The sequence below is a fragment of the Burkholderia sp. WP9 genome (assembly GCF_900104795.1).
Taxonomy (GTDB): Bacteria; Pseudomonadota; Gammaproteobacteria; order Burkholderiales; family Burkholderiaceae; genus Paraburkholderia.
Window position 1 is genome coordinate 1,965,204 of record NZ_FNTG01000002.1, and the last position, 23,841, is coordinate 1,989,044.

Consider the following 23,841-nt stretch of genomic DNA (forward strand, 5'->3'; position numbering starts at 1 on the left):
GCCGCGTGCCGGCCGGCGCGACACGCGCTTCATTGCGGGTCGTTGCCCGCCGCCGCCCGCTGCTTTGCGATCAGATCCGCGAGCCGTTCAACCTGCTGGCCCTGCGCGTCGAAGTTGCCGGCGTCGAGCCAGCGCGCATAGGCGGAGCGCAGCGCGGGCCATTCGCTGTCGATAACTGAAAACCACGCGGTATCGCGATTGCGCTCGCGATACACGATCGCCTGGCGGAAGATGCCCTCGAACGTAAAACCATAGCGCAATGCCGCCGTGCGCGACGGACCGTTCAGCGAATCGCACTTCCATTCGAAGCGCCGGTAGCCCAGCTTGTCGAACACCTGCGACATCAGCAGGAACATCGCCTCGGTGGCGATGCGCGTGCGCTTCAGACGCGGCGAATACGTGACGTGGCCGACTTCGATCACGCCGTTGGCGCGGTCGATCCGCATGAGCGCCAGCGTGCCGACCGCCTTGCCGGTCGCCAGATCGATCACCGTACGGTGCAGCGGATCGGCCGATGCGGCGGCGCGCGTCAGATGCTCGCGATAAGCCGCAAGACTCTCGAACGGACCCACCGTCAGGTAGGTCCAGTCGCTGCCGTCGGTGGCCGAGCGGTACGCCTCGTACAAGTCCTCGGCGTGGCGCTCCACGTCCACCGGCTCGATCCGGCAATAGCGGCCCACCAGCGGCTCGCGGCCGGGCGCCTGAGCGCCGTTCCAGCCCGGCACGGGGGCGCCGATCGGCTGCTCGAACGCATTGCGTCTGGGTTCCATGGATATTCTCCTGTTCGGTTACGAATGATCGTCGTTGATGAAGAACGATACGGCAAACGTGGTATGTTAAAAAGATCCACGAGAAACTCATTTGATTGGTCCAGCAGCGATGATCGAAATCATTGGGCCGCTTGCTTCCGCGAGTGGTGGCAGCGGAGCGAAGCCGGAACCGCTCCAAAAACAGCTGATCGAGCGCTTGCAGCAGGCGATTCTCGCGGGGCGCTTGCCGGCGGGATCGCTGCTGCCGGCGTCGCGTCTGCTCGCGGAGGAAATGGGGGTGTCGCGCAACACCGTGGTGATCGCGTACGAGCATCTGGCCGCGGTCGGTTACGTGGTCGCCGACAAGCGAGGCACACGCGTGAGCCCGCTCTCCAGCCCCTCTGCGCGCGGCGAGCCGCGCACACACCCTGCCGCGCCGGAGGTGGCCTACGCGGCGCGCGTCGGGCAGTTCGCGGCCACGCTCACCCACACGGACAACACCTTGCCGCTGACGCCGGGCACGCCCGCCCTGGACCGGTTTCCGGTGACCGCGTGGCGGCGCGCGCTCGAACGGTCCATGGAGCGCGCGTTGCCGCTTGCGCTCGGCTACGGCACGCCGGCTGGCGAGCCGGCATTGCGCGACGCCATCGCCGCGCACCTGCGCATGGCGCGCGGGGTGCGTTGCGACGGCTCGCAGGTCGTGATCACCGAGGGCGCGCAGGAGGCGCTGAACCTGTGCGTGCGGCTCTTCACCAATCCGGGCGATGTCGCGTGGGTCGAGGATCCCGGTTATCGCGGCGCGAAGGCGGCCTTCAATCAGGGCGACCTGATCACGGTGCCGATCCCGGTCGACTCGGAAGGCATGGCGGCACCCGCCGACGCATGGCGCACCCGGCCGCCCAAGCTGATCTACACGTCGCCGGCGCACCAGTATCCGACGGGTTCGGTGCTCTCGGTGGCGCGCCGTCTGGAACTGATCGCTCAGGCGCGGCAAAGCGGCGCGTGGCTGATCGAAGACGATTACGACGGTGAATTCCGCCACACCGGCGAGCCGATCGCCAGCATGCAAGGGCTGGTCGACGACGCGCCGGTTTTGTACGTGGGCTCGTTCAGCAAGACGATGTTTCCCGCGCTGCGCATCGGCTTCGTGGTGCTGCCGCGCCCGATCGCCGCGCATACCGCCGTCGCGTTGCAGGAGATGCTGCGCGGCGGGCACCGGCTGGAGCAACTGGCGCTCGCGCATTTCATTGAGAGCGGCGAGTTCGGGCGGCACCTAGGGCGCATGCGGCGTCTCTATCGCGAGCGACAGCACGCGTTGCGCGACGCGCTCACCGCGCATTTCGCGCCGTCGCAAATCCTCGGCGGCAATTGCGGCATGCATTTGACGCTGCGCTTGCCGGCGCGCCTAAGCGATCAAACTCTCAGTGAACAAGCGCTTGCGAAAGGGCTCAATCCGCGCGCGCTATCGGGGTTCGCGCTCCAGCCGCGCGCTGAGACGAACGGGTTGGTGATCGGCTATGGCAGCACGCCCGCGGAGCAACTGGCGCCCGCCGTCGGCGTGCTGGCCGGGCTGGCGGCCAAGATGGACGGCAAGCCGAAGCGCCGGTCCAGCGAGGTCTCGAGCGCGAAGCTTCGCGTGTAACTTTTTGAGTTTGTCCACGTGGGCCATGTCGCGCTATCGTGTCGATTATGCGAGGCCATTTCGATCGGAGTGAAATCGACCGATCGCCCGCAAATCATGCCGCGCGCGCCGCACTGCAACATCGTGTGACAGGCAATGCCTGCAAGGCGGATTGCCTTCAGGGCGTGGGCTGGCCGGGCCGCTGTCGGCCCGGGCATGAAGAATGCCTTTGCTGTGGTTATCTATGACGATTTATCCGACCGGAGACGACATGAAGGAAATCGAACCGACCGCGTGGTTTGAGCTTGCGGCCCACACGCCCGTCCGTGAAGGCTGGTACGAGGTGCAATTGACGAGCGGAGACACGGCTTTCGCGAAGTATGGCGACGGCGTATGGACCGAGAAACCGCTGCTCGTGTTTACGCATTGGCGCGGGCTATCCGCCGATCCATCGAAAGCCGCCGATGGCGAAGCCGAGTCGATCGCCGCCGAGGCCACCGCGGCCCAAGGCGTGCGCGCCGCATGGAACGCGTTCTTCCCCGGACTCGGTGAAGAACAGCACAAACCACTGGACGCCGTGCCCAACGGCAAAGCGCCCCACTGACTGACGCCGGGGCGGCGGCTCGTGAGTTGCCGCCCTGATTCGCCTTACGCGCGTTCGAGCGCTTCGGCAGCCAGTTTGCCGATTTCCTTATCGATGTCCGGTGTCTCGCCCGTTTCGAGAATCCACGCTGCGGACAAGCCGGACCACGCCAGTATCCATTCCAGCAAGCGGCGCCGCTCGAGGCCCGCCAGTCGCGCGACCCGTTCGACGCGACGCTCGAACCATCCTGGTCGCAACGCCGACGCTTCGTCCGGATTGCAGAAAATGTTCGCGTAGTCGAAACCGCGCTCGCCGTAGAGACCTTTGGGGTCTATAGCCAGCCAGCCGCGTGGGCCGAAATCGAGCACGTTCCCGTGATGGATGTCGCCATGCAACACCACCGGATTTTGCGGAGCCGCGAGCAGCGCTCGGGCGACGGCCGCGCTGTCCTGCAACCAGCCGCCGTGGTTTTGCGCAGCAGGCCACAGGCTTTCGAACCAGCGTGGCAAACCGATCAGATCGGGCAGCGGCTTGTTCCGCGGCCTGTGAAGCCGCGCGGCGGTCGTGCAGAGAATGTCGATTGCGCGGTCGTCCGCGTCGCTGTTGCCGGTGCGCGCCATGTCCGCCAGCGCGTGGCTGCTTTGCGCGCGCTCGAGCAGTAGTGCGTCCGCATCGTGGGCGAGTACGCGGGCCGCGCCTTCGCCGTCCCACCACACCATTAACCGCGCGCCGAATTTCTCTTCCGGCTCCTGGGCGACTTTCAGCATTGCCGGTACGCCGTGGTGGCGCACGGGGAGAAGCCGGCTGCTGTGCGTGCGAATCGGCTCGCCGTCCTGCTTTAAGTCCCATTTGACGATGTACTCGGTGAACATCGAACGTCACCTTCCTCGCGCGGCCGCGCGAACTGCTTCGTCGAATATAACGATGTTGCTGTCAGCGGGATATGGGCAGACGGCGAGCACGGTTTCTCCAACGGGTTGATGGTGGTTCATTCTCACCCGAATCGACCCGCAATGGCACGCGCAGCACGCATCGAGCCCCGACGCTACAATCGCTCTCATTCATTCGACGCGGAACCTATGTATGAAAGTCACCCGAGAACCTGTGGCGTTGTCGCGGGCCACGCAATTACTCAATCACGGTCCGGTCACGATCATCACCAGCGCGCACGGCGGCCGCTCGAATGTCATGGCGGCCTCCTGGGCGATGCCGCTCGACTTCAATCCGCCGAAGGTGGTCGTGGTCGTGGATAGCCGCACGCTCACGCGGCAACTGATCGAGGCAAGCGGCGTGTTCGGTCTGCAGTTGCCGAGCGTTGGCTTCGCGGCACAAACGCTGGCGGTGGGCTCGAACGCCGGCACTGAACTTGACAAGTTCTCAGCTTTCGATCTTGAGACATTCCCCGCGCAAGAAATCGACGTGCCGATGCTCGCAGGTTGCATCACGTGGATGGAGTGCAAGGTCATTCCGGACGATAGCCAGCGCCACGACCTGATCATTGGCGAGGTTGTCGCGGCGTATGCGGATAGCCGCGTGTACTCGAATAACCGCTGGCACTTCGGCGACGATCCCGATCTGCGCACCTGTCACTACGTGGCCGGCGGAACGTTCTTTGCGACGGGCGATGCGTTCGAGGTGGACGCCGTGGCGAATGGCGCGGCGCAGTGACGTCGGGGGTTGCGCATATAGACACACCGCTCAAACGTCACCCTCGGCAAATTTCTTGAGCGCATCCCCCGCCAGGCGATACCGCACCCATTCGCTTTGCGCGCTGGCACCGATCGATTCGTAGAAGCCGATCGCCGGTTCGTTCCAGTCGAGCACGCTCCATTCGAAGCGGCCGCAGCCGGTGTCGCAGGCAATGTTCGCGAGGTGGCGCAGCATCTGTTTGCCCGCGCCGCTGCCGCGCGATGCCGGCGATACGTACAGGTCTTCCAGATAAAGCCCTTGCTTGCCGAGCCAGGTCGAATACGAGAAAAAGTAAACGCAGAAGCCAATTGGCTCACCGTTCATTTCGCAGATCAACGCCTTCGCGCTGGACTCGGCGGAAAACAGGCTCGCTTCGATGTCGTGGACGCTTGCGACGACTTCATGCTCGGCCTTTTCGTACACCGCGAGTTCAGTGATGAAGCGAAGAATCAACGCGGCGTCGGTTGCGCGAGCGGGGCGGATATGGATGGTCAAGGTTGGAGGCTCGATGGATCAGTTGAGTTGCAGACCGGCGTGTTGCGAAGCGCGCGCCGGTTTCGGATCAGACATACATCGTAGCGTTTAACGTGCTGTTCTGACCAGAGCGCGTCGAGAATGCGATTGACGTAGCGTCGCCGAATCGTTTACTGTCGAGCCATGGACTTCCACTCGATTCCCTTCGCTGCCGTCACCACCACGACGACCACCTTCACAGGCGGGTCGTCTGGAGGTTGCACGCGCTAGGAGCAGAAGCAGTGGCAAACCACCAAAGGCCCCGCCGGAAACGGACGGGGCCTTTGGCGTTTCTGGACCTCCGTTTGCGGCATCCATCAGCGCTAAGCGATCAAACGGAGCAAGACTGTGAACGACATCGACCACCGTGTATTGGGCAATAAACTCGACCTCTTCCATCAACAGGAAGAAGGCGCCGGCATGGTGTTCTGGCACCCGCGAGGCTGGGAACTGTATCGCGTGCTCGAAGATTATGTGCGTGCCCGCATGCGTCGCGCGGGTTTTCGGGAGATTCGCACGCCGCAATTGCTGGCGCGCTCGCTGTGGGAAAAAAGCGGGCATTGGGAGAAGTTCGGCGCGGCGATGTATTCGTTGGCCGACGCCGAAGAAGGCCGCGCGCTGTCGCTGAAGCCGATGAGCTGTCCCTGTCATGTGCAGGTGTTCAACCAGCGTGTGCGTTCGTATCGCGAGTTGCCGGTTCGCTATAGCGAGTTCGGCGCGTGTCACCGCGATGAGCCTTCCGGCTCGCTCGAAGGACTGAAACGCACGCGGGCTTTCGTGCAGGACGATGCGCACGTGTTCTGCATGGAAGCAAATATCGAGGCGGAAGTCGGCCGCTTCTGTTCGCTATTGCGCGCGGTCTATGCGGACCTCGGTTTTCCCGAGTTCAAGGTCGCGCTCGCGACGCGCCCGGCGATGCGTGCGGGCAGCGATGAAACGTGGGATCGGGCGGAAGAGGCGTTGGCGAATGCGGCGCGCGCGGCCGGGCTGGAGTTTGATGTGCTCGAAGGAGAGGGCGCATTTTACGGACCGAAACTCGAGTTTCATCTGACGGACAGCCGCGCGCGCAGTTGGCAATGCGGCACGATTCAGCTCGACTTCGTGTTGCCCGAGCGGCTCGATGCCGAGTTCGTCAACGAGCGCAATGAGCGTGAGCGGCCGGTGATGATCCATCATGCCGTGCTCGGCAGCATGGAGCGGTTCATCGCGATGCTGCTCGAACATCATGAGGGATGGTTGCCGGTGTGGCTCGCTCCCGAACAGGTCGTGGTGGCGACGATCAGCGACGCGAATCTGGCTTACGCGCAAGAGGTGACGCGTGCGCTCGACGCTGCCGGTGTCAGAGCGGCGCTGGACAGCCGGCCTGAGCGGTTGGAGAAAAAGATCGTCGATGCACGGGAAAAGCAGGCGCCGATTCTGGTCGTGGTGGGCTCGCGTGATGAGCGTGACGGGACGATCAGCATTCGCATGCGGGATGGACAGCAGTCGACGTTTGCATTGGCCGACGGCGTCGAGCATTTGCGGTTGGCCGCGTTGCCGCCTCCGGTGCCTCTAGTGATCTGACGCAGCGGTGGCTGAAGGGCGCATTGAATGAGGCCCTTCAGCCTTTCAATCTGGCGCGACGCTCGAACGAAACGCTCGAACGCAAAGCTATCGCAGTTCGCCAAACAACCGCCCCCAGCTCACCAACGGCTTCGTATCCACCGCCAGCATTCTCAGCGCCTTCCACACCACTGTCGCCACCGTGTCGTACGCGGGAATGTCCGTCGCCATCTCGAACGCGCGCACCAGATGCGCTGCATGCAGATTCGTGCAGAAGGTGGTCACCGCGTCCGGTCTCGCGAACGCGGCTTCGCGCATCATGATTGCGAGTTGTGTGTCGGGCACTTCGGCAAAGCTGAAATTATCCTGTAGCCCCAAATGCCGCTCCGCCACGCATTCAATACCGAGCGTCTCGTAGTTACGCACGATTCGCTGCTGAACGTCATCGGTATAAGGCGACACCAGACCGAACCGCCTTACCCCGGTCTTCTCGAAGATTTCGTTGAGCGCCAGCACCGAGGTGGTCGCGGGAATGCCGGTCGCCTCGGTGATCTGCCTGCAGAGCGCCTGATCGCGCTGGAACCCCAGCCAACCCGCCGACGTGCCGCTCCAGCCGATCACGTCCACCCGCGCATCGGCGAGTTGACGCGCGGCGGCCAGAATCCGGCTCGCGTCGAATTGACCGAGCGCCGTCTCGGATAACGCGATCTCCGTCACCGTGAAGCGGGCGAAGTGCGCGCTGACGTGCGGCAGTTCGCTCAGCATCGCAGCGGTAATCGGCTCTAGCGCCGTGTTCGACGACGGCGTGAGCATGCCGAGCCGGATTCGTTTGCTTTGCATCCTGAAGCGTCCCCTGTCCTTTAGTCAGCGAGCAACAGTTTCACCCCCTCGGCGGCTTCGTAACGAAGTTCGTCGAGATCGAGACCCGGAATCACGCCGTTATCCACCACCACGCGGCCGTTCACCACGTTATAGCGAACGCGCGCCGGTTCGCCCGCCGTCACCGGCGCCACCGCGACATCGTGAAAGCCGTTGAAACGCAGATCGCTAATGTCGTACAGCACGAAGTCCGCCGCCTTGCCCACTTCGAGCGTGCCGACCGCATCGAGACCGAGCACGCCGGCCCCGCCCGCGCTGCCCCAATGGATCGTCTCTTCGACGGTGGTCGCCGACGCGCCCTGCGCCGCACGATGCACGAGCCACGCGAAATGCGCTTCGTTGGTCATGCTGCCGGATTCGTTCGACGCCACGCCATCCACCGCGAGCGACATCGGCACGCCGGCGGCCGCCATTTGCGGCGCCGGCGCGATGCCGCTGCCTAAGCGCGCATTACTGACCGGACAATGCGAGCAACCGCTGCCCGTTTCGGCGAGCATGGCGATTTCGCTGGCTTGCAGATGCACGAGGTGCGCGAACCAGACGTCCGGTCCAAGCCACTCGTGATCGGCGACGAACTCGACCGGCAGCTGGTTGAAACGCTCCTTGCAGAAATCGACATAACGGGTCGTCTCGGACAGATGCGTATGCATCCGCAGACCCATCCGCCGAGCTGCGCGCGCGACTTCGGGCAGGAGTTCGGGCGGCAGGGAGAACGTCGGCGTGGTGGGCGCGACGACCACGCGACGCATCGAGGCTGCGCCGCTATCGTGATAGCGCGCCTTCAAACGTTCGATGTCGGCCAGCATCTGATCGAGCGTCTCGGGCTTGAGCGCGACTTTCGAAAAGCCCGGATGATCGCCGGCCGCCTGCAAGGCGCCGCCGCGGCACAACACGAAGCGCATGCCGAACGAAGCCGCTTCGTCGAATAGCAGATCACCGGTTTCAGTGCTGCCGTCGGCGTGATAGAGATAGTGATGATCCGCGCAAGTCGTCACGCCGGAAAGCAGCAGTTCGGCGAGACCCAGACGCGCCGCGACACGCGCGAGGTCCGGCGTAAACCGCGCAAGCCGCGGATAGGGCACGGCGGCCAGCCAGTCCTGCAAGTCCGCATTGATACCGGAAGGCACGGCCTTCAGCAGATTCTGGAACAGATGGTGGTGCGTATTCACCCAGCCCGGATAGACGACGCAAGACCGCGCGTCGATCACGCGCTCGTCGGCGCGCGGTTCAAGGTTCGGGGCGATGGCTTCGATACGGCCGTTGCGAATGCGCAGATCGACCTGACCGAGCCGCGCGCGCTCGCCGCTCATTCCGTTCATCACCGCAACAGGGTTCTTGATCAGCAACGCTTCAGTTTGCATGCTCACGATTCAATGTCCTTTCAGTTACTGCGAAGCGGCCGGCGATCCATACAGGCGTACCGGCCGCGCTCGTCATGCCGCGTCCGTTATTCGCGGACCATGTTGTGTGCCGGCACGAGGTCTTCTTCATGCGCGCCGTTGAGCACCGCGTTCAGCACCACGGAAACCAGGCACGCCAGCACCACGCCGCTATGCAGGAACGGCTGCGTCCAATCGGGCATATGCTTGAAGACTTGCGGCGCCATCACTGGAATCAACGCGGTGGCGATCGTAAAGCCGACGATCAGCACGTTGTAGCGATTGCGCTCGAAGTCCACCTTCGCCAGCGTCTGCACACCGGCCGCGACCACGACACCGAACATCGCGATGCCTGCGCCGCCGAGCGCCGCCGAAGGCGTCGAGGCCACCACCGCACCGATCTTCGGCACCAGCGCCACCACGCACATCAGCACGCCGCTGATCGCCACCACCCAGCGGCTGCGCACGCCGGTCAGAATCACGAGCCCGACGTTCTCCATGAAAGCGATGAACGGGAACGCCGCGAACATGCCGGCAATCGCGCTGGCGAGTCCGTTGGCGCGCATGCCGCGCACCACGTCTTCCTCGCTCACGTCCTTGTCGACGATGTCGCCGATCGCGACAAAGAGGCCCATGGATTCGACCATCTGCACGACCATGACGACGATCATCGTCAGCACCGGCACCAGCGAAAACACGGGCGTGCCGAAGTGAAACGGCAGCGGCAAGGTGAACCACGGCGCTTGTGCCACGCTCGCGAAATTGCCCATGCCGAGCGAACACGCCAGAATGCCGCCCGCCACCAGGCCGATGAGTACCGACAGGTTGCGCAGGAACGCATTGGCAAATCGGTTGATCGCGAGAATGACCAACGCGACGAATAGCGTGACGCTCAGGAAGGGCAGGGCGCCGAACTGCTGTTGCGCGGCCTCGCCGCCACCGGCCCACTGATACGCGACGGGAAACAGTTGCAAGCCGATCACGGTTACGATGCAGCCGGTCACGACGGGTGGAAAGAACCTTCGTAAGCGCCCGACCAGCGGCGCGGCGAACATCGTGAAGAGACCCGCGCCAATCACCGCGCCACATACGCCGGCGAAGCCGACGCCCGGACTCGTGCCGATCGCGATCACCGGCCCGACGCTGCTGAATGCGACGCCTTGCAGAATCGGCAGGCGCACACCGAACTTCCAGAAGCCGACGGTCTGCAGGATCGTCGAAATGCCCGAGCAAAACAGCGCCGTGCTGATGAGCACGGTAGTGTCGGCCGGCGACATCTTCAGTGCCGACGCGACGATCAGCGGAACAGCAATCGCGCCGATGTAAGCCACTAGCATGTGCTGCAAACCGAGCGTGATCATCTGGCGCTTCGGCAGAATCCGATCGACGGGGTGTATGGCGGTGTTCATGACGTGTCTCCTATGTCGACCGGCATTAACGCTTCAGCGCTTACTCCGGTCGCATGCAAGGTACTTGCATTTCGTTTTCGATCGGAACGCGCCGCACGGGCCTCGCCGTACGGCATCACTTCGCGCGCCGACCGGGTCTCCCGTCAGGCCGCAACCGGCACGGCAAGACAGGCATGGAAGCGGTCGGTCAGCGCGGCGCGATCGAGATCGCGTCCGATGAAAACAATGCGGCACGAGCGCGGTTCACTGCCCCATACTTGCGCCGCGCGCAATTCGATGACGTTGTGCACGCCCTGCAACACATAGCGATGCGACTGGCCTTGCACGGCGAGAATGCCCTTCATGCGGAACAGGTTCGCCGCGTCCGAGTCGCGCAGTTCCGCGAGCCACGCTTGTAGTGCGTGGAGGTCGATATCCGCGTCGACTTCGATCCCGACGGAGGACACGCTTTCGTCGTGTTGATGGTCGGCGTGATCGTCGTCGAAATGAGCGTGATCGTGCTCATGTTCGTGGTCGTGATGCGCTTGATGTTCTTCGTGGCCGTGCGCGTGTTCTCCCTCGTGCAAGCCATCGGTTTCGACGAGAATCTGCGAGAACTCGTTCGCGCCCACGCCGAGAATCCTGTCGAGGTCGATCCGCGCATAGCTCGATTCCACGATCTCTGCCGTGGCATTGAGCCCGCGAATACGCTGCGTGAGCGACGCGATATCGTCCGGCCCGACCAGATCGACTTTGTTGATGACGATGCGGTCCGCACACACAATCTGATCGACCGCCTGGTTGTCGCTACCGTCCAGCACCAGATCGTCCAGATGCGCCGCGATATGCTTCGCGTCCACCATCGTGACGACGGCGTCGAGCGTGACCTGCTTCGCAATCGGATCGTCAAGAAAGAAAGTCTGCGCCACCGGATACGGATCGGCGAGACCGCTCGTCTCCACAATGATGTGATCGAGCCGGTCCGGCCTTTCCACCAGCATGCGCACGATCCGCACCAGATCCTCGCGCACCGCGCCGACGCAGCAGACGCAGCCGTTGGTCATTTCGTAAATCTCTTCGGTCGATTCGAGCACAAGGCCACCGTCGATGCCGATCTCGCCGAACTCGTTTTCGATCACCGCGATCTTGCGGCCGTGCTTCTCACGCAGGATGTAGTTGAGCAGCGTCGTTTTGCCGGCGCCAAGAAACCCGGTCAGCACCGTGACGGGGATTTTCTCGATTTCATTGTGGGTGGTGTGAATGTGATTCATGGCTCGTCTCCGTTTCTTCGTTCGTACTGCGGTGCGGCTATCAGGCGATTTGCGGTGCGGGTATTTCCACGTCTCGCCAGCGTTTGACGGTGCCCGCTTCGAGACCAAACAGATCGAGCACGCGGCCTAGCGTGTGATCGATCATCTGGTCGAGTGAAGCCGGGCGCGCGTAAAACGCCGGCACGGGTGGCGCGACGATCGCGCCCATTTCGGTTACGGCAATCATGTTGCGCAGATGCGCCAACGTGTACGGTGTTTCGCGCGCCAGCAGCACCAGAGGACGGCGCTCTTTTAACGTGACATCGGCGGCGCGTGAAATCAGGCTCGACGACATGCCGCTGGCAATTTCGGCAAGCGTCTTCATCGAACAGGGCGCGACGATCATGCCCAGCGAGCGGAATGAGCCGCTCGAAATGGCCGCGGCCATGTCGTCGCAACGGTAGGTGGCGCTGGCGAGCGCGCTGACTTCGGCGAACTTGTAGTCGGTCTCGTGCGTCATCGTGAGCAGCGCGCTGCGCGAGACGGTCAGATGCGTTTCGATATCGAGTTGACGCAGCAGTTGCAGCAGGCGCACACCATACGCAAAGCCGGATGCGCCGCTGATGCCGACTACGAGTCGCCGCGCGCTCATCGCTGTGCTCCGGCGGCGCGGGTCAGAATGTCCACGGCCTGTTGCGAGGCACGTTCGCTGATCCGTGCGCGGATGCCGTCGAAATGCGCGCCGCGTGTCGCGTCGATCCCCATACGCGACGTGGTGCCCGCCGCGGACGACGAAGGATCGAGCGGACTGCCCGGCAAGCCGTCGACAATAAACACGTCCTCGTGCGGCTGAAAATGCGTCGCGATCGCCCACAGCACCTGCGAGTCGCTGGTGATGTCGATGTCGCTGTCCACCGCCACGACGTTCTTCAGATACGGGTCCCAGCCGAGCAGCGCGAGCATGATCTGGCGTGCTTCGCCGTCTCGCGTCTGATTCAGCGCGACGTAGCAGTGAAAATGCGTGCCGGAGTTGGGATAGTGCAAGGCGGTGACCGACGGGAAGCGCGCCTTCAGCTTCTCGCTCATCTCCGCTTCTCGCGGCAAGCGGGCCAAAGTCAAATGTTCTGCGTAGGGGCCGCCGACCACATCGACCAGCCATGCATCGTGACGGCGCATCATCGTGTCGACGCGCAGCACGTTGTTGGTCGAGCGGTCGGATGAATAACCGGTGAACTCGCCGAACGGGCCTTCTTCGGCGTGTGCTGAAGGATCGATCGTGCCTTCCAGCACGAACTCCGCGGAAGCGGGCACGCCGATGCCGTAGCGCGGCGTGCGCACCAGTTCCAACGGAGCACCGAATAGACCGCCTGCAATTGAGCGCTCGTCTGTGCCGAACGGTACGCGTGCGGCTGCGGCCAGCATGAAGAGCGGATGCGCGCCGATCACCATCGCGACTTTCAACGTGTCGCCGCGTGCCTGGGCGGTTTGCAGCATGCGCCAGAGATGGCCGCGCGAATGCAGGCTGGTGGCCAACGCGTCCTTCGCGTGCTGCATGGAGCGGTGATAGCTGAGGTTCGCGACGCCCGTGACCGGATCTTCGGCGACGATCACCGCATTGGTGATATACGGGCCGCGGTCGGTATCGAAGTGGCGGATCATCGGCAACTGCGCGAGATCGACGGCGTCGCCTTCTATCACCTGGTCCAGCACGGGACCGTTCGCCACGTACGAGGGCGAGATGGGTGCATTGGCGCGTCGTTGATACGCTTCGAAGAGGCCGGACGCGTCGACATCGAACAGGCGTCCAATGCGTGTGCGTGAAGCGAAAAAGTTGGTGACGAGAGGTGTCGCGATACCGTCGACCTTCTCGCAGATCAGCATGGGATGCTGGCCGCGCGCGGCGAGTTCCGCGACGACTGCTGTGACATCCTGGTCCGCGGACAGCGGCTGAGTCAGCGTCAATACATCGTCGGAACAGTGCTCGCGATACGTCTGCGCGAAGCGGTGAAAATCCTGTGTAGCGCGGAAGAGGTTATCCGCCATAGTGAACTCCGTCGAAAGCGATAACGAAAGCGGACCGCTGGTTGAGTCGAAACGCGTGAGACGAAAGAAGCAGGCGCGGCGCTAACCGCGCCTGCTTTCAAACCATCGGGCAGTCAGCGTTAAGCCGGCTGCGTCACATCATTCACGTACGTCGACTTCAAACGCTTTTCCGCTTCGGCGAGATCCTTCGGCGGCTTGGTCGGCTCGATTCCGACCAGACGGGCGATGTTGTTGCCCATGTAGTCTTCGAGGCCGTCCTCATCCAGATTCATGCCTTGCGGTGCGGGACCGCACAGCATTTCGAGTTCGCGCAACCACATGCCCGGCTCGTTCGGCGGCGAATCCGTGCCGAACACGATCTTGTTGCGCGGCAGCTCGCGAGCGAATTCGACGATGCGCGACTGGTAGCACCAGCCCGATTCGCAGTACACGTTGGGCGTGTCCATCGCCATCCAGAAGGCTTCGAACGAATAGTTGCCGCCCGTCTGAATCCCGAAGTGACCGATGATGAAATTCACCATCGGAAATTCGCGGATGATCGGATAGAACTGCGTGGGGATCGTGTACGGTCCGTCGCCGGTGTGGATCAGCACGACCACGCCGAGCTCCGCGCACTTCTTCATCGCGGGACGCAACCAGTCGAGCGCGCGATCCGGCCGGTAGCCGTGCATGTTCGCGTGCAGCTTGAGCATCTTGAAGCCGTATTCCTTCACGTGGAATTCGAGCTCGGCCGCACCATTTTCCGGGCCCCAGCGCGGGTTGTACGTAAAGTTGCCGATAAAACGATCCGGGTACTTCTGCGTCAACTCGGCGATATATGACATGTAGTCGCGAATGCCTTCGCGGCCGCGTCGATTGCCGTCGCGATAGCCGGTGTTGCCGGGCGGCGGCTGAATGAAGCCCATGTCGATCCGGCGCGGCTTGCCGTTGATGATGTACGGACCGTCCATCATCTTCAGCAGGCGTTCGCCGGTGAACGGCTCACCGGTGTGGCGCCAGGCTTCGTCGACGAGGTTCGTGGGGTGCAGATGGGTATCGATGATCATCAGCGGGCTCCTGCGTAGTGGGCCTCGCCCGCGTGTTTCTTCGCGGTGCCGGCATGGTGTTTCAGATAGGCTTGCGCTTCTTCGACGCTCCTCGGCGGCGCGCTCGGCTCGATGCCGATCATGCGGGCGAGGTTGTTGCCGAGATAGTCTTCGAGCGTGTCTTCGTCGAGATTCAGGCCTTGCGGCGGCTCGTGACACAACACTTCGAGCAAACGCAGCCACATGCCCGGCTCGTTCGGCGGCGTGTCGGAACCGTAGAGAATCTTGTGCGTGGGCAGCACCTTCGCGAATTCGACGATGCGCGATTGCAGGCACCAGCTCGATTCGCAATACACGTTCGGTGTATCGAGCGCCATCTGATACGGCTCGAAGCAATACACGCCGCCCGTCTGCACACCGAAGTGCGCCATGATGAAATTCACCGACGGGAATTCGCGAATCAGCGGATACCACTCACTCGGAATGCTGTACGGGCCGTCGCCGGTGTGCAGCTTCACGAGCAGGCCGAGGTCTGCGCATTTACGCAACGCGGGGCGCAGCCAGTCGAGCGCGCGGTCGGGGCGATACGCATGCATGTTGGCCTGCAACTGCACCATCTTGAAGCCGTGTTCCTTCGCATAGAACTCGATCGCTTCGGCGCCGTTCTCCGGACCGCAACGCGGGTTGTAGACGAAGCAGCCGAGCAGACGGTCCGGGTACTTCTGAACGCATTCCACGGTGTACGCCATGTAGTCGTCGATCGACTCGCGGCCCGAGCGTTCGCCGTCGGTCCACGTATAGATGGTGTTGCCTTGCGGCGGCTGAATGAACGCCTTGTCGATGCGGCGAGGCTTACCGTTGATGATGTAGGGGCCGTCCATCACCTCGATCAGACGCTCGCCGGAAAATGGCTCGCCGTCATGGCGCCACGCGAGGTCGACCAGATTGGTCGGATAACAGCTAGTGTCGATGATCATGTACTCGATCTCCTTGAGAGGAACTGGTGTATCCAGTTGCCGGATCGCGGGCAGGCGCATCGATGGAACTCAGCCCGTTGGGCTTGCCCATGCGGCCCTTTGCAAGACGCAGTGTTTGTGCGCCTTCCCCTCGCCGGCATCGAGTGTCACACTGATGTGCACTGCTGCTTGCGATGCAGTCTCACAAGATAAAAACGCTCTGTACAATATTTTTTAACCACGATCTTGATACGTTTGCGATATGGACATCCGGCTGTTGCGTTACTTCGCGGTGCTTGCCGACGAACTGCATTTCGGCCGGGCAGCCGCGCGGCTGCACATTTCCCAGCCGCCGCTGAGCCAGCAGATTCGCATCCTCGAAGAGGAGATGGGCACCGCGCTGTTCATGCGCTCGCAACACCGTGTCGAACTCACCGAGGCAGGGAAAACACTTAAAGAACAGGTGCCGCTGATCTTCGCGCAGTTCGAACGCGCGATCGATCTGACGCGCTGCGCGGGGCGCGGCGAAGTGGGCAGTCTCGAGATCGGCATCATCAGCTCGGCGATGGTCGAGCCGATTCCGCGCGCGCTACGGGTATTCGCGCAGAAGCATCCGCAAGTGCGGTGGACGCTGCATGAGATGACGCCGGCCGCGCAGATTCTCGCGTTGAAGGAGCGCCGGCTCGATGTGTGTTTCTTCCGCGTCTCGCATGAGGATCCGGAGATTCGCAGCGAAGTGGTGATGCGCGAATCTGCGGTGATTGCGCTGCCGTTGGGGCATGCGCTGGCATCGCGTGAAGAGATTGCGTTGCGCGAGTTGGAGAGCGAGCGCTTCGTGTCGTTCGGGCTGCGGCAGTCGCAATTGGCGCGGTTTCTACAGGACTGTTGCGTCGAGGCGGGGTTTACACCGCGAATCGATCAGGAAGTGGTCGAGGTGCATACGCTGTTGTGCCTCGTGCGGGAAGGGCTGGGTGTGGCCTTGCTGCCTTCTTCCGCGCGGCAATTGTCGACGGGTGGTGTCGTGTTTGTGCCGGTGGCGGCGCCGCGTCCCGAAGTGTCGCTGTATGCGCGTTATCGTGCGGGGACGCCTTCGCCGGTGCTGTCGCTCTTTCTCGATACTGTGCGGGAAGTGGCGGCTAGCGTGTGCTGACCGTTTTCGCTACCAGGTCGCGTATCACGTCGATCAGCGGTGCCACGCGCTCGGCTTTCTCGCGCGGCCATACCGCGTAGAGGTTGTAGTGCGTGGGAATTTCCACCTGTGTTAGTTCGACTAACGTGCCGTTGCGTTGCGCGTCGGCGGCGAGCAGGCCGCGCGCCAAACCCGCGCCCACGCCTGCACTCGCCGCGGCGATCAAGCCGGCTGCGTTGTCGAAAACCGCTACCGCATCGGGCTCGACTTCGGGTAGACCCGCGGCGGCGAGCCAGGGAATCCACGAACGCTTCGTATAGCCGAGCAATGGCAATTCAAGGAGTTGCTCCGGCGTGAGCGGCACGGTAAGCCCGCGTTCCTCCAGCAGCGATGGCGAGCCCACGGCCGTTAGACGGTCGCCGCAGATCAGCGTGTTTTCGAAGCCGTCCCATTCGCCATATCCGTACCGCAACGCAATATCCACACGCTCGAACGCGCTGCGGTCATGGCGCGGCGTGGACAACACCGTGAGGGATGTGCCGCTCAACGCGCCGAGCAAAGCCGCCAAGCGCGCCACCAGCCAGCTTTGCGCGAGTTCGGGATCGACGTCGAGCGTGATCGACTGTTTGACCGGGCGCTCTTTCACCGACGACAACGCGCGATCGATCTGCTCGAAGCCATCGGCCAACTGATTGGCGAACAGCACACCGGCATCCGTCAGCACCACGCGGCCGCTTTCGCGCACAAAAAGCGGCTGGCCGACGAATTCTTCGAGCGTGCGAATCTGCTGGCTGATCGCGCTATGCGTGAGCGACAACTGCCGCGCCGCGCTCGAAAAGCTGCCGAGGCGCGCTGCCAGCAGGAAGGCCTGCATCGACTGGATGGACGGATAGCGCTTCAACATGGTGTTAGCCGGACTTACGGGTGATGGAAGAAATCGTCGCTGGCGTTGTGCTTTACGGCTTTCAATAATGGCCGCAAGCACGCGGTCTTTCACGCTCTCGTTCATGCATGCGCCGCGCTGCACAACAACATTCAGGAGACAGCGCATGATCGAGATCGTGGTCAACGATACGCGGCACTCGCTCGACAATGTACCGGAAGACATGCCCCTGTTGTGGGTGTTGCGCGACCGGCTCAAATTGACCGGCACCAAGTTCGGCTGCGGCGGCGGCTTTTGCGGTGCGTGTACGGTGCATCTGGAAGGCGAGGCGGTTCGCTCGTGTTTGCTGCCGATAGCCGCGGTGGCCGGCAAACGCATCACGACGATCGAAGGATTGTCGAAGGACGGCCGGCATCCGCTGCAACTCGCGTGGGTCGCCGAGGATGTACCGCAATGCGGCTACTGCCAGTCCGGTCAATTGATGCAGGCGGCCTCGTTTCTCAAGGACAAGCCGACCGTCAACGACGAAACCATCACGGCGGCGATGTCGGGCAACATCTGTCGATGCGGCACGTACTCGCGGATTCGCAAGGCGATCAAGCGGGCGGCTTTGGGTGATGCATCGCTGGCGGCGTTAGAGATGCCTGCTTGCGCGTCCGCCTGCTCGTTTCATGCTACGAACGAGGAGGCTTGAATGCGCAACGACAAAGACGCGCTGACCAGCGCTCGCGGCGCCGCGCGCCGTCGCTTCATCAAGCAGAGTTCGGCGCTGTTGGCCTCGGGGCTTGCGATCGGCTTCCAGTTGCCTGAAGCGTTCGCCAACGGTAATAGCCCAAGCGGCGACCCCAAACCGCAAGCCGGCGAATTCGAACCGAATGCGTGGGTGCGCGTACTGCCGGACGACACGATCAAGCTCGTCGTCCATAAACACGACTCCGGCACGGGAACGCGTACCGCGCTCGCTGCGCTGGTCGCGGAAGAATTGGATGTCGATCCGTTTCGCGTGGATGTGATTACGCCGGAGAATCCGTTTTACGGCGATTACATTCATCCGTTGTGGAAGGTGTTTTCGACGGGCGGGAGTACGAGCGTCTCGCTGGAATACGACCGCTTGCGACGTGCAGGCGCGACAGCGCGGGCGATGTTGATCGCTGCCGCGGCAAAGCAATGGAATGTGGCGCCGTCGGCGTGTTCGACGGAAAACGGCTTCGTAATCGACAAGGCTGGCAGCAAGCGTGCGAACTACGGCTCGCTGGCGCAGGTCGCCGCGCAATTGCCCGCGCCTAAGGACGTCGCGTTGAAAGACCCGTCGCAGTTCAGATACATCGGCAAATTGCAGAAGAAACGCGGCGCGGCGGAGAAGGCGAGAGGCGCGTTTCGATACAGCATCGACGTGTCGTTGCCGGGCATGCTGGTCGCGGTCGTCACACGTGCGCCGGTGATTGATGCGCGCGTGCGCAGCGTGGATGCCAAAGCCGCGCTGGCCGTGCCCGGTGTGCGGCAGGTCGTGCAGATTCCTGGGAGGCCGGACATTCTCGGCGGCAATCAGGCGGGCGTGGCCGTATTGGCTGATGACTACTGGTCGGCGCATAAGGGGCAGGCGGCGTTGCATGTGGAGTGGGAAGATAGTCCGCTTGAAACTTTCGATAGCAGCACGCTTGCTGCGCGTCAGGCGGCGTGGCTCGACGATCCCGCGGCAAGGGTGGTGCCGACCATTCAGAGCGGCGATGTGAAGACGGCGTGGCCGCATGGTGCGCGGGTGATCGAAGCTGCTTATTCGATGCCTTATAAGGCGCAGAATCCGCTCGAACCGATCAACGTCACTGCGTGGGCGAAGGATGGGCAGATCGAGTATTGGGGTGGTCTGCAGGTGCCTTCGACGGTGCAGGAGGCGGCCGAGGTGATCGGCGGCATTCCGGCGGATCGTGTGGTGCTGCACGAGCTGGTTTCAGGCGGGAGCTTTGGGTCGCGTGAATCGAAGTACTGGCTTTTTGAAGTGACGTGGCTTGCGTTGAAGGTTGGCAAGCCGGTCAAGCTGATGAACAGCCGCGAGGACGAAATGCGCGCGCTTTACTATCACTCGGCGAGCTATCACCGGGCGAGGGCCGTGCTCGATGCGCGCGGCAATCTGGCGACGCTGCAATTGCGCGCGGTCATGCCTGCTTCGCCGGAACAATGGGAGCCGGGGTACTTCGATCGGCCGGATCGGATGGATTACAGCACGACCGAAGCGATCAGCAAGTATGAGTTCGCTTATGGCGCGCCGCATGTGGATATCGGTTGGGTGCGGCATGAGACGGGGGTGCCGACCGGGTGGTATCGGGCGGTGAGTTATATCCCGAATGTGTTCGCGGTCGAGTCGTTCATGGATGAGGCGGCGCATGCGGGGCATCAGGACCCGGTCGAGTTTCGGCTCGCGCATATGAACGATCCGAGGCATCAGGCTGTTTTGCGTGAGGCGGCGAAACGGGCCGGGTGGGGAAAGGCGTTGCCTGCCGGGACTGCTTTGGGTGTGGCGACGAATCAGGCGTATAGCAGTTATGTGGCGGTCGTGGCGCGGGTGGCTCGCAAGGGCGATGGGGTTGTAGTCGAGAAGCTCACCTGTGTCGCGGATTGTGGGTTGGCTGTCTCGCCTGGTGGTGTAGAGGAACAGCTTTATGGTGGATTGATGTGGGGGCTCGGGCATGCGACAGCGGATCGCATTGATATTCGGCATGGGCAGATTCAGCAGAAGAACTTCGATAGTTATCGGGTCATGCGGATGAGTGATATGCCCGAGGTCGACGTTCTGATTGTGCAGGGGGATACGTCGAAACCGGGTGGCGTGGGGGAGTTGTCGAGTCCTTCGGTGGCGCCGGCGGTTGCTAATGCGGTGTTCAGGCTAACGGGGAAGCGGTTGCGCGATACGCCGTTTGAGTTGGAGAAAGTGGGCCGGAAGGCGTAGGCTTGAGGCGGGGTTGCGCGATTCGATCTGGCTATTGCATCGACCGGTTGAATCCGCGACCGATTAAGCCGCTGTTAGAATGGCTGCCCTTTCCTTGGGAGCTGCACATGTCTTGGTTCATCTATGAAGTGCCCGAATACAACGAAGATGCGGCACGTATCGAACCCTTCAGCGACCTGCGTAGCCGTGTCGTGAAACTCAGTGGTCAGGCCATGGCTGACGAGCTGGAAAGCGTCCGCGAGAATGCTGCGGTGACGGCGGACACGCCGGCTCGGCCGCTGCGCGCTGCGGAAAATCCACACGTATTTCCGATCCCTTATGCCGATTCTATGATTCTGGTGGGGTTTATCTTCGAACTGAAGCGCGAGGGTAGGCAGTTGGTGGTGTCGCCTGTGGAAATGGGTTGGTTGAAGGAGGCGTAGGGAAGAGGGGCAATCCATCGCATAGTCACGCGATTTGCTGAACCCATTGACTCCGCCAACTCGGCGCTTCAAATGGATCGGAAAAATACTGCGTCTCGTGAATCACCTTGCCGTTGCAGAACTCCATAATGCTGACCGTGTACGCCAGCCGCCCGTTATAGTTGATGGCGTATTCCGTTATCCATAGATTGCCTTCCCCTTGAATGCGCCTGACATCGAAACCTGCTGGCTTGCCTGGATGATGACTCCGCAGTGCCTGCAAATTCGTTCGCCCGAGGATTCGCTCGCCTGACTGCGGATAGTCACAGATGGCATCGTCATCGTAAATATCGTGTTCCGCGTCGAGATCGCCGGCCGCCGACGCTTGCCAGTGCGCATTCAGTGCCTCACGTATTGTCTCGTCCTGCATGGCGTGCCTCCGGATAACGTCTACGTTCAACAGTTACGTGCGTCGAGGAATAACCCCCGACGCCGCGGCGATGCGGTTTTTTTCAGCGACGAGTTGGTCATCATTGGTCGCCACCAGCCAAAGACGTGCGTGCTCCGCGATCTGGCGGTTGTGGTCCTTCAACGGGCCCATCGCCGCAGCTGCTTTCCAGACCACCGATCCGATTCGGCTTTGCCTCCCAGACGGCGCACCTACGAGCAGGCAGTAAGGTCCCAGCGGAAGCGATACAAACGGAAGTGCCGGACTGGCGCGCACACGCCAGTCGATGAACGGCGCCTCGTTGATCAGCAGCGGCGTGGGCAAGCCGTAAAGCACGCTGAAATCGTATAGCGCCAGTTGTTCTGGCATGCCAGCGTACATACCCCTGATGTCGTCGACAACCGCTGCGCGAATCTCGTCGTCGAACATGGGTTCTTGCGCGTAGCGGGCAAATGCTTCTCGAGCCTGTGATTGATAGGCGCTGAACAGGCCGAGTTCGACGCAGTCCTGCACGGCGCGTTGAACCTCGGCGACAGAACCTGCTTCCTCTGGCGTGCCCAATTGCGCGGCTCGCAGAAAGCGGGCGAGTCCCGCTTCCTGGATCGCGGGACCATCTTTGGATACGTCGTCTTGAGCGTCCTTGCCGAGGGGTACGTAGGTGTATTTCTCGGCTGCGAAATGCGATTTCTTGCCTTCATCAAACTTGATCTCGGCATCCGCGTAGTCAAGATAGCGAGTGCCGATCCGTCCATGCTCCCAAATCCAATTTTTCAGGAACGGGCGGAGTGGATGCGGTTTGTCGTGGTCGGGCATGGGGACCTCCAAGTGTCCTAGTATAGTTCCAAGTAGGAAGCGGGTCTGCGGAGGGCGAGGCGACGGTTCAAACCGACGGAGTGGCTCGTTCTATCAAGCCAGGCGGATGCCCCGCTGGCCTGGCAGCGACCGGCGCCACGGGCCGGCAGCAGCAATGCAAAATGCTTTTTGCCGCAGCCGCACATAGCTTTCGCTAGAATCTGTTTCACGTACAAATATTCATCTATAACCGGAGACAAACGTGCCAGGCTTACTTCCCGATGTCGACCGCGAGGGGCTCCTCGAATACTCAGTCGTTTACACCGACCGATCAATCAATCATATGTCGCAGCTCTTTCAAGGAGTGATGCGCGATATTTCCGATTCTCTGAAGAAGGTCTACAACGCGAAGTCGGTCGTTGTTGTACCTGGCAGCGGGACGTTCGGCATGGAAGCCGTCGCCCGGCAGTTCGCAACGAACAGGAAGTGCCTGGTCATCCGGAATGGCTGGTTCAGTTTCCGCTGGACGCAGATTTTCGACATGGGCGGCATTCCGTCTGAATCGATCGTGCTGAAGGCGCGCCCGGTCGAAGAAGGGAGACAGGCTGCCTATGCACCGCCACCTATCGAAGACGTGGTCGCCGCAATCAGGGAACACAAGCCGGATCTGGTCTTTGCGCCGCATGTCGAAACCGCATCCGGGATCATGCTGCCGGACGCTTATTTGCGCGCGGTGGCCGACGCTGCGCATGCCGTCGACGGCATGTTCGTACTGGATTGCATTGCCTCCGGTACGGTCTGGGTCGACATGAAGGCGAGCGGCGTTGACGTCCTGATCAGCGCACCGCAAAAGGGATGGAGCGCGTCGCCGTGCTGCGGTCTGGTCATGCTGAGCGAGCTTGCCCGCGAAAGAATCAACGGGACGACGAGTACCAGTTTCGCGTGTGATCTTCGCAAATGGCTGCAGATCATGGAAGCCTACGAGAACGGTGGGTTCGCGTATCACGCGACGATGCCTACGGACGGTCTTGCTACGTTGCGTGACGTTATGAAGGAGACCGAGGCATACGGCTTCGATAAAGTGAGAGCGGAGCAGCTTGAGCTTGGGAAGCGTGTTCGGTCACTTCTCGCGGATAAGGGGTTTAGAAGCGTGGCGGCTGAAGGGTTTGAGGCACCGGGCGTTGTCGTCAGCTACACCGACGATGATGGAATTCGATCGGGTAAGAAGTTTGCCGATGCGGGTTTGCAGATTGCGGCTGGCGTTCCGCTTCAATGCGACGAGCCTGAGGATTTTAAGACCTTCCGCATTGGATTGTTTGGGTTGGACAAGCTGCATGATGTGGAAGGTGCGGTCGCCAGGCTTGCGAAGGCGCTGGACAGTATTGGTTAGAGGGGGTTTTTCCTTTGCGGAGGATGCGCGTATTGCTCGTTAACGCAACTGGCTAGGCCGGAAAACCGAAACCTTGCGGGCAGGCTATGCGTACTAATCTGGAGGTTTGTTCGACACCTGCCCATGTCCGCGGGCTCTGGAGCGCGCGACGGCGCGTGCGGGCAGGCGTTGAATAAACCCCAAGAAAATCGGTCCCGATACACGAGCCCATGAGCGATAGCTTGTGAGCCGAAAGCA

Annotated in this window: 23 protein-coding genes; 9 read left to right on the forward strand and 14 right to left on the reverse strand. The window is 62.1% G+C overall.

Annotation, left to right across the window (positions count from 1 at the left end; genetic code table 11):
* Nucleotides 1-29: 29 nt before the first annotated feature.
* Nucleotides 30-770, reverse strand: coding sequence for a GNAT family N-acetyltransferase (locus BLW71_RS29945; protein WP_091805642.1), 741 nt, complete (start codon nucleotides 768-770; stop codon nucleotides 30-32).
* A gap of 109 nt (nucleotides 771-879) precedes the next feature.
* Here BLW71_RS29945 and pdxR point away from each other — a divergent pair, with 109 nt between their 5' ends.
* Nucleotides 880-2,391, forward strand: coding sequence for a MocR-like pyridoxine biosynthesis transcription factor PdxR (gene pdxR / locus BLW71_RS29950; RefSeq protein WP_091805645.1), 1,512 nt, complete (start codon nucleotides 880-882; stop codon nucleotides 2,389-2,391).
* A 250-nt stretch (nucleotides 2,392-2,641) separates the two neighbouring features.
* Complete coding sequence (locus BLW71_RS29955) at nucleotides 2,642-2,974, forward strand: hypothetical protein (RefSeq protein ID WP_091809052.1); 333 nt, start codon at nucleotides 2,642-2,644, stop codon at nucleotides 2,972-2,974.
* Nucleotides 2,975-3,018: 44 nt separating this feature from the next.
* Here the strand turns inward: BLW71_RS29955 and BLW71_RS29960 are convergent, their stop codons facing one another.
* Nucleotides 3,019-3,825, reverse strand: coding sequence for an aminoglycoside phosphotransferase family protein (locus BLW71_RS29960; protein ID WP_091805648.1), 807 nt, complete (start codon nucleotides 3,823-3,825; stop codon nucleotides 3,019-3,021).
* A 211-nt stretch (nucleotides 3,826-4,036) separates the two neighbouring features.
* On the opposite strand from BLW71_RS29960, the gene BLW71_RS29965 reads away from it, so the two are divergent.
* Nucleotides 4,037-4,621: a flavin reductase family protein gene (locus BLW71_RS29965; RefSeq protein WP_091805650.1), complete on the forward strand. Its 585-nt coding sequence runs from the start codon at nucleotides 4,037-4,039 to the stop codon at nucleotides 4,619-4,621.
* Nucleotides 4,622-4,651: 30 nt separating this feature from the next.
* Here BLW71_RS29965 and BLW71_RS29970 read toward each other — a convergent pair whose 3' ends face one another.
* Entirely contained in the window at nucleotides 4,652-5,137 is a 486-nt protein-coding gene (locus tag BLW71_RS29970) for a GNAT family N-acetyltransferase (RefSeq protein ID WP_091805652.1), read from the reverse strand.
* Nucleotides 5,138-5,503: 366 nt separating this feature from the next.
* On the opposite strand from BLW71_RS29970, the gene thrS reads away from it, so the two are divergent.
* Complete coding sequence (gene thrS / locus BLW71_RS29975; protein ID WP_091805655.1) at nucleotides 5,504-6,718, forward strand: threonine--tRNA ligase; 1,215 nt, start codon at nucleotides 5,504-5,506, stop codon at nucleotides 6,716-6,718.
* A gap of 87 nt (nucleotides 6,719-6,805) precedes the next feature.
* Here thrS and BLW71_RS29980 read toward each other — a convergent pair whose 3' ends face one another.
* The 8 genes from BLW71_RS29980 to BLW71_RS30015 all read right to left on the reverse strand — a co-directional run bounded on the left by BLW71_RS29980 (nucleotide 6,806) and on the right by BLW71_RS30015 (nucleotide 15,638).
* On the reverse strand, nucleotides 6,806-7,537 hold the full coding sequence (locus tag BLW71_RS29980; RefSeq protein ID WP_091805658.1) for a maleate cis-trans isomerase family protein: 732 nt from the start codon (nucleotides 7,535-7,537) through the stop codon (nucleotides 6,806-6,808).
* A gap of 20 nt (nucleotides 7,538-7,557) precedes the next feature.
* A complete protein-coding gene (locus BLW71_RS29985; RefSeq protein WP_502686859.1) occupies nucleotides 7,558-8,937 on the reverse strand; it encodes an isoxanthopterin deaminase in 1,380 nt (459 codons plus the stop codon).
* 86 nt (nucleotides 8,938-9,023) lie between these two features.
* A complete protein-coding gene (locus BLW71_RS29990; protein ID WP_091805664.1) occupies nucleotides 9,024-10,364 on the reverse strand; it encodes a nucleobase:cation symporter-2 family protein in 1,341 nt (446 codons plus the stop codon).
* 143 nt (nucleotides 10,365-10,507) lie between these two features.
* Nucleotides 10,508-11,614, reverse strand: coding sequence for a CobW family GTP-binding protein (locus BLW71_RS29995; protein WP_091805667.1), 1,107 nt, complete (start codon nucleotides 11,612-11,614; stop codon nucleotides 10,508-10,510).
* A 40-nt stretch (nucleotides 11,615-11,654) separates the two neighbouring features.
* Nucleotides 11,655-12,245, reverse strand: coding sequence for a UbiX family flavin prenyltransferase (locus BLW71_RS30000; RefSeq protein ID WP_091805670.1), 591 nt, complete (start codon nucleotides 12,243-12,245; stop codon nucleotides 11,655-11,657).
* A complete protein-coding gene (locus tag BLW71_RS30005) occupies nucleotides 12,242-13,636 on the reverse strand; it encodes a UbiD family decarboxylase (protein WP_091805672.1) in 1,395 nt (464 codons plus the stop codon). The genes BLW71_RS30000 and BLW71_RS30005 overlap by 4 nt, the downstream gene beginning before the upstream one ends.
* Nucleotides 13,637-13,755: 119 nt before the next feature.
* Nucleotides 13,756-14,682 (reverse strand): amidohydrolase family protein, encoded by a 927-nt coding sequence (locus BLW71_RS30010; RefSeq protein ID WP_091805675.1) that lies wholly within the window; start codon nucleotides 14,680-14,682, stop codon nucleotides 13,756-13,758.
* On the reverse strand, nucleotides 14,682-15,638 hold the full coding sequence (locus BLW71_RS30015; RefSeq protein ID WP_091805678.1) for an amidohydrolase family protein: 957 nt from the start codon (nucleotides 15,636-15,638) through the stop codon (nucleotides 14,682-14,684). The genes BLW71_RS30010 and BLW71_RS30015 overlap by 1 nt, the downstream gene beginning before the upstream one ends.
* A gap of 241 nt (nucleotides 15,639-15,879) precedes the next feature.
* Here BLW71_RS30015 and BLW71_RS30020 point away from each other — a divergent pair, with 241 nt between their 5' ends.
* Entirely contained in the window at nucleotides 15,880-16,767 is an 888-nt protein-coding gene (locus BLW71_RS30020; protein ID WP_091805681.1) for a LysR substrate-binding domain-containing protein, read from the forward strand.
* On the opposite strand, the gene BLW71_RS30025 is transcribed toward BLW71_RS30020, so the two are convergent.
* On the reverse strand, nucleotides 16,754-17,650 hold the full coding sequence (locus BLW71_RS30025; RefSeq protein WP_091805684.1) for a LysR substrate-binding domain-containing protein: 897 nt from the start codon (nucleotides 17,648-17,650) through the stop codon (nucleotides 16,754-16,756). The genes BLW71_RS30020 and BLW71_RS30025 overlap by 14 nt on opposite strands.
* A gap of 145 nt (nucleotides 17,651-17,795) precedes the next feature.
* Here BLW71_RS30025 and BLW71_RS30030 point away from each other — a divergent pair, with 145 nt between their 5' ends.
* The 3 genes from BLW71_RS30030 to BLW71_RS30040 all read left to right on the forward strand — a co-directional run bounded on the left by BLW71_RS30030 (nucleotide 17,796) and on the right by BLW71_RS30040 (nucleotide 20,995).
* Entirely contained in the window at nucleotides 17,796-18,323 is a 528-nt protein-coding gene (locus BLW71_RS30030) for a (2Fe-2S)-binding protein (RefSeq protein ID WP_091805687.1), read from the forward strand.
* Entirely contained in the window at nucleotides 18,324-20,573 is a 2,250-nt protein-coding gene (locus BLW71_RS30035) for a xanthine dehydrogenase family protein molybdopterin-binding subunit (RefSeq protein WP_091805692.1), read from the forward strand.
* Between the two features lie 107 nt (nucleotides 20,574-20,680).
* The gene (locus BLW71_RS30040) at nucleotides 20,681-20,995 is read left to right on the forward strand and encodes a helicase (protein ID WP_091805695.1); all 315 of its coding nucleotides are present in this window, start codon (nucleotides 20,681-20,683) and stop codon (nucleotides 20,993-20,995) included.
* A 25-nt stretch (nucleotides 20,996-21,020) separates the two neighbouring features.
* On the opposite strand, the gene BLW71_RS30045 is transcribed toward BLW71_RS30040, so the two are convergent.
* Complete coding sequence (locus tag BLW71_RS30045; RefSeq protein ID WP_091805700.1) at nucleotides 21,021-21,404, reverse strand: nuclear transport factor 2-like protein; 384 nt, start codon at nucleotides 21,402-21,404, stop codon at nucleotides 21,021-21,023.
* Nucleotides 21,405-21,437: 33 nt separating this feature from the next.
* Complete coding sequence (locus tag BLW71_RS30050; protein WP_091805704.1) at nucleotides 21,438-22,235, reverse strand: hypothetical protein; 798 nt, start codon at nucleotides 22,233-22,235, stop codon at nucleotides 21,438-21,440.
* A 241-nt stretch (nucleotides 22,236-22,476) separates the two neighbouring features.
* On the opposite strand from BLW71_RS30050, the gene BLW71_RS30055 reads away from it, so the two are divergent.
* Nucleotides 22,477-23,604 carry an aminotransferase class V-fold PLP-dependent enzyme gene (locus tag BLW71_RS30055; protein WP_091805708.1) on the forward strand — a complete coding sequence of 376 codons (1,128 nt, stop codon included), beginning with the start codon at nucleotides 22,477-22,479 and terminating at the stop codon, nucleotides 23,602-23,604.
* The last annotated feature ends 237 nt before the right edge of the window (nucleotides 23,605-23,841 follow it).

Excerpts from the sequence above, each read along its gene's own strand:
- pdxR (WP_091805645.1), top strand. The coding sequence starts at position 880 with ATGATCGAAATCATTGGGCCGCTTGCTTCCGCGAGTGGTGGCAGCGGA.
- BLW71_RS29960 (WP_091805648.1), bottom strand. The coding sequence starts at position 3,825 with ATGTTCACCGAGTACATCGTCAAATGGGACTTAAAGCAGGACGGCGAG.
- BLW71_RS29985 (WP_502686859.1), bottom strand. The coding sequence starts at position 8,937 with ATGCAAACTGAAGCGTTGCTGATCAAGAACCCTGTTGCGGTGATGAAC.
- BLW71_RS30015 (WP_091805678.1), bottom strand. The coding sequence starts at position 15,638 with ATGATCATCGACACTAGCTGTTATCCGACCAATCTGGTCGACCTCGCG.
- BLW71_RS29980 (WP_091805658.1), bottom strand. The coding sequence starts at position 7,537 with ATGCAAAGCAAACGAATCCGGCTCGGCATGCTCACGCCGTCGTCGAAC.
- BLW71_RS29955 (WP_091809052.1), top strand. The coding sequence starts at position 2,642 with ATGAAGGAAATCGAACCGACCGCGTGGTTTGAGCTTGCGGCCCACACG.
- BLW71_RS29990 (WP_091805664.1), bottom strand. The coding sequence starts at position 10,364 with ATGAACACCGCCATACACCCCGTCGATCGGATTCTGCCGAAGCGCCAG.
- BLW71_RS29945 (WP_091805642.1), bottom strand. The coding sequence starts at position 770 with ATGGAACCCAGACGCAATGCGTTCGAGCAGCCGATCGGCGCCCCCGTG.
- BLW71_RS29995 (WP_091805667.1), bottom strand. The coding sequence starts at position 11,614 with ATGAATCACATTCACACCACCCACAATGAAATCGAGAAAATCCCCGTC.
- BLW71_RS30005 (WP_091805672.1), bottom strand. The coding sequence starts at position 13,636 with ATGGCGGATAACCTCTTCCGCGCTACACAGGATTTTCACCGCTTCGCG.
- BLW71_RS30000 (WP_091805670.1), bottom strand. The coding sequence starts at position 12,245 with ATGAGCGCGCGGCGACTCGTAGTCGGCATCAGCGGCGCATCCGGCTTT.
- BLW71_RS30050 (WP_091805704.1), bottom strand. The coding sequence starts at position 22,235 with ATGCCCGACCACGACAAACCGCATCCACTCCGCCCGTTCCTGAAAAAT.
- BLW71_RS30040 (WP_091805695.1), top strand. The coding sequence starts at position 20,681 with ATGTCTTGGTTCATCTATGAAGTGCCCGAATACAACGAAGATGCGGCA.
- BLW71_RS29965 (WP_091805650.1), top strand. The coding sequence starts at position 4,037 with ATGAAAGTCACCCGAGAACCTGTGGCGTTGTCGCGGGCCACGCAATTA.
- BLW71_RS30045 (WP_091805700.1), bottom strand. The coding sequence starts at position 21,404 with ATGCAGGACGAGACAATACGTGAGGCACTGAATGCGCACTGGCAAGCG.
- BLW71_RS30020 (WP_091805681.1), top strand. The coding sequence starts at position 15,880 with ATGGACATCCGGCTGTTGCGTTACTTCGCGGTGCTTGCCGACGAACTG.
- BLW71_RS30035 (WP_091805692.1), top strand. The coding sequence starts at position 18,324 with ATGCGCAACGACAAAGACGCGCTGACCAGCGCTCGCGGCGCCGCGCGC.
- BLW71_RS30030 (WP_091805687.1), top strand. The coding sequence starts at position 17,796 with ATGATCGAGATCGTGGTCAACGATACGCGGCACTCGCTCGACAATGTA.
- BLW71_RS30010 (WP_091805675.1), bottom strand. The coding sequence starts at position 14,682 with ATGATCATCGATACCCATCTGCACCCCACGAACCTCGTCGACGAAGCC.
- BLW71_RS30025 (WP_091805684.1), bottom strand. The coding sequence starts at position 17,650 with ATGTTGAAGCGCTATCCGTCCATCCAGTCGATGCAGGCCTTCCTGCTG.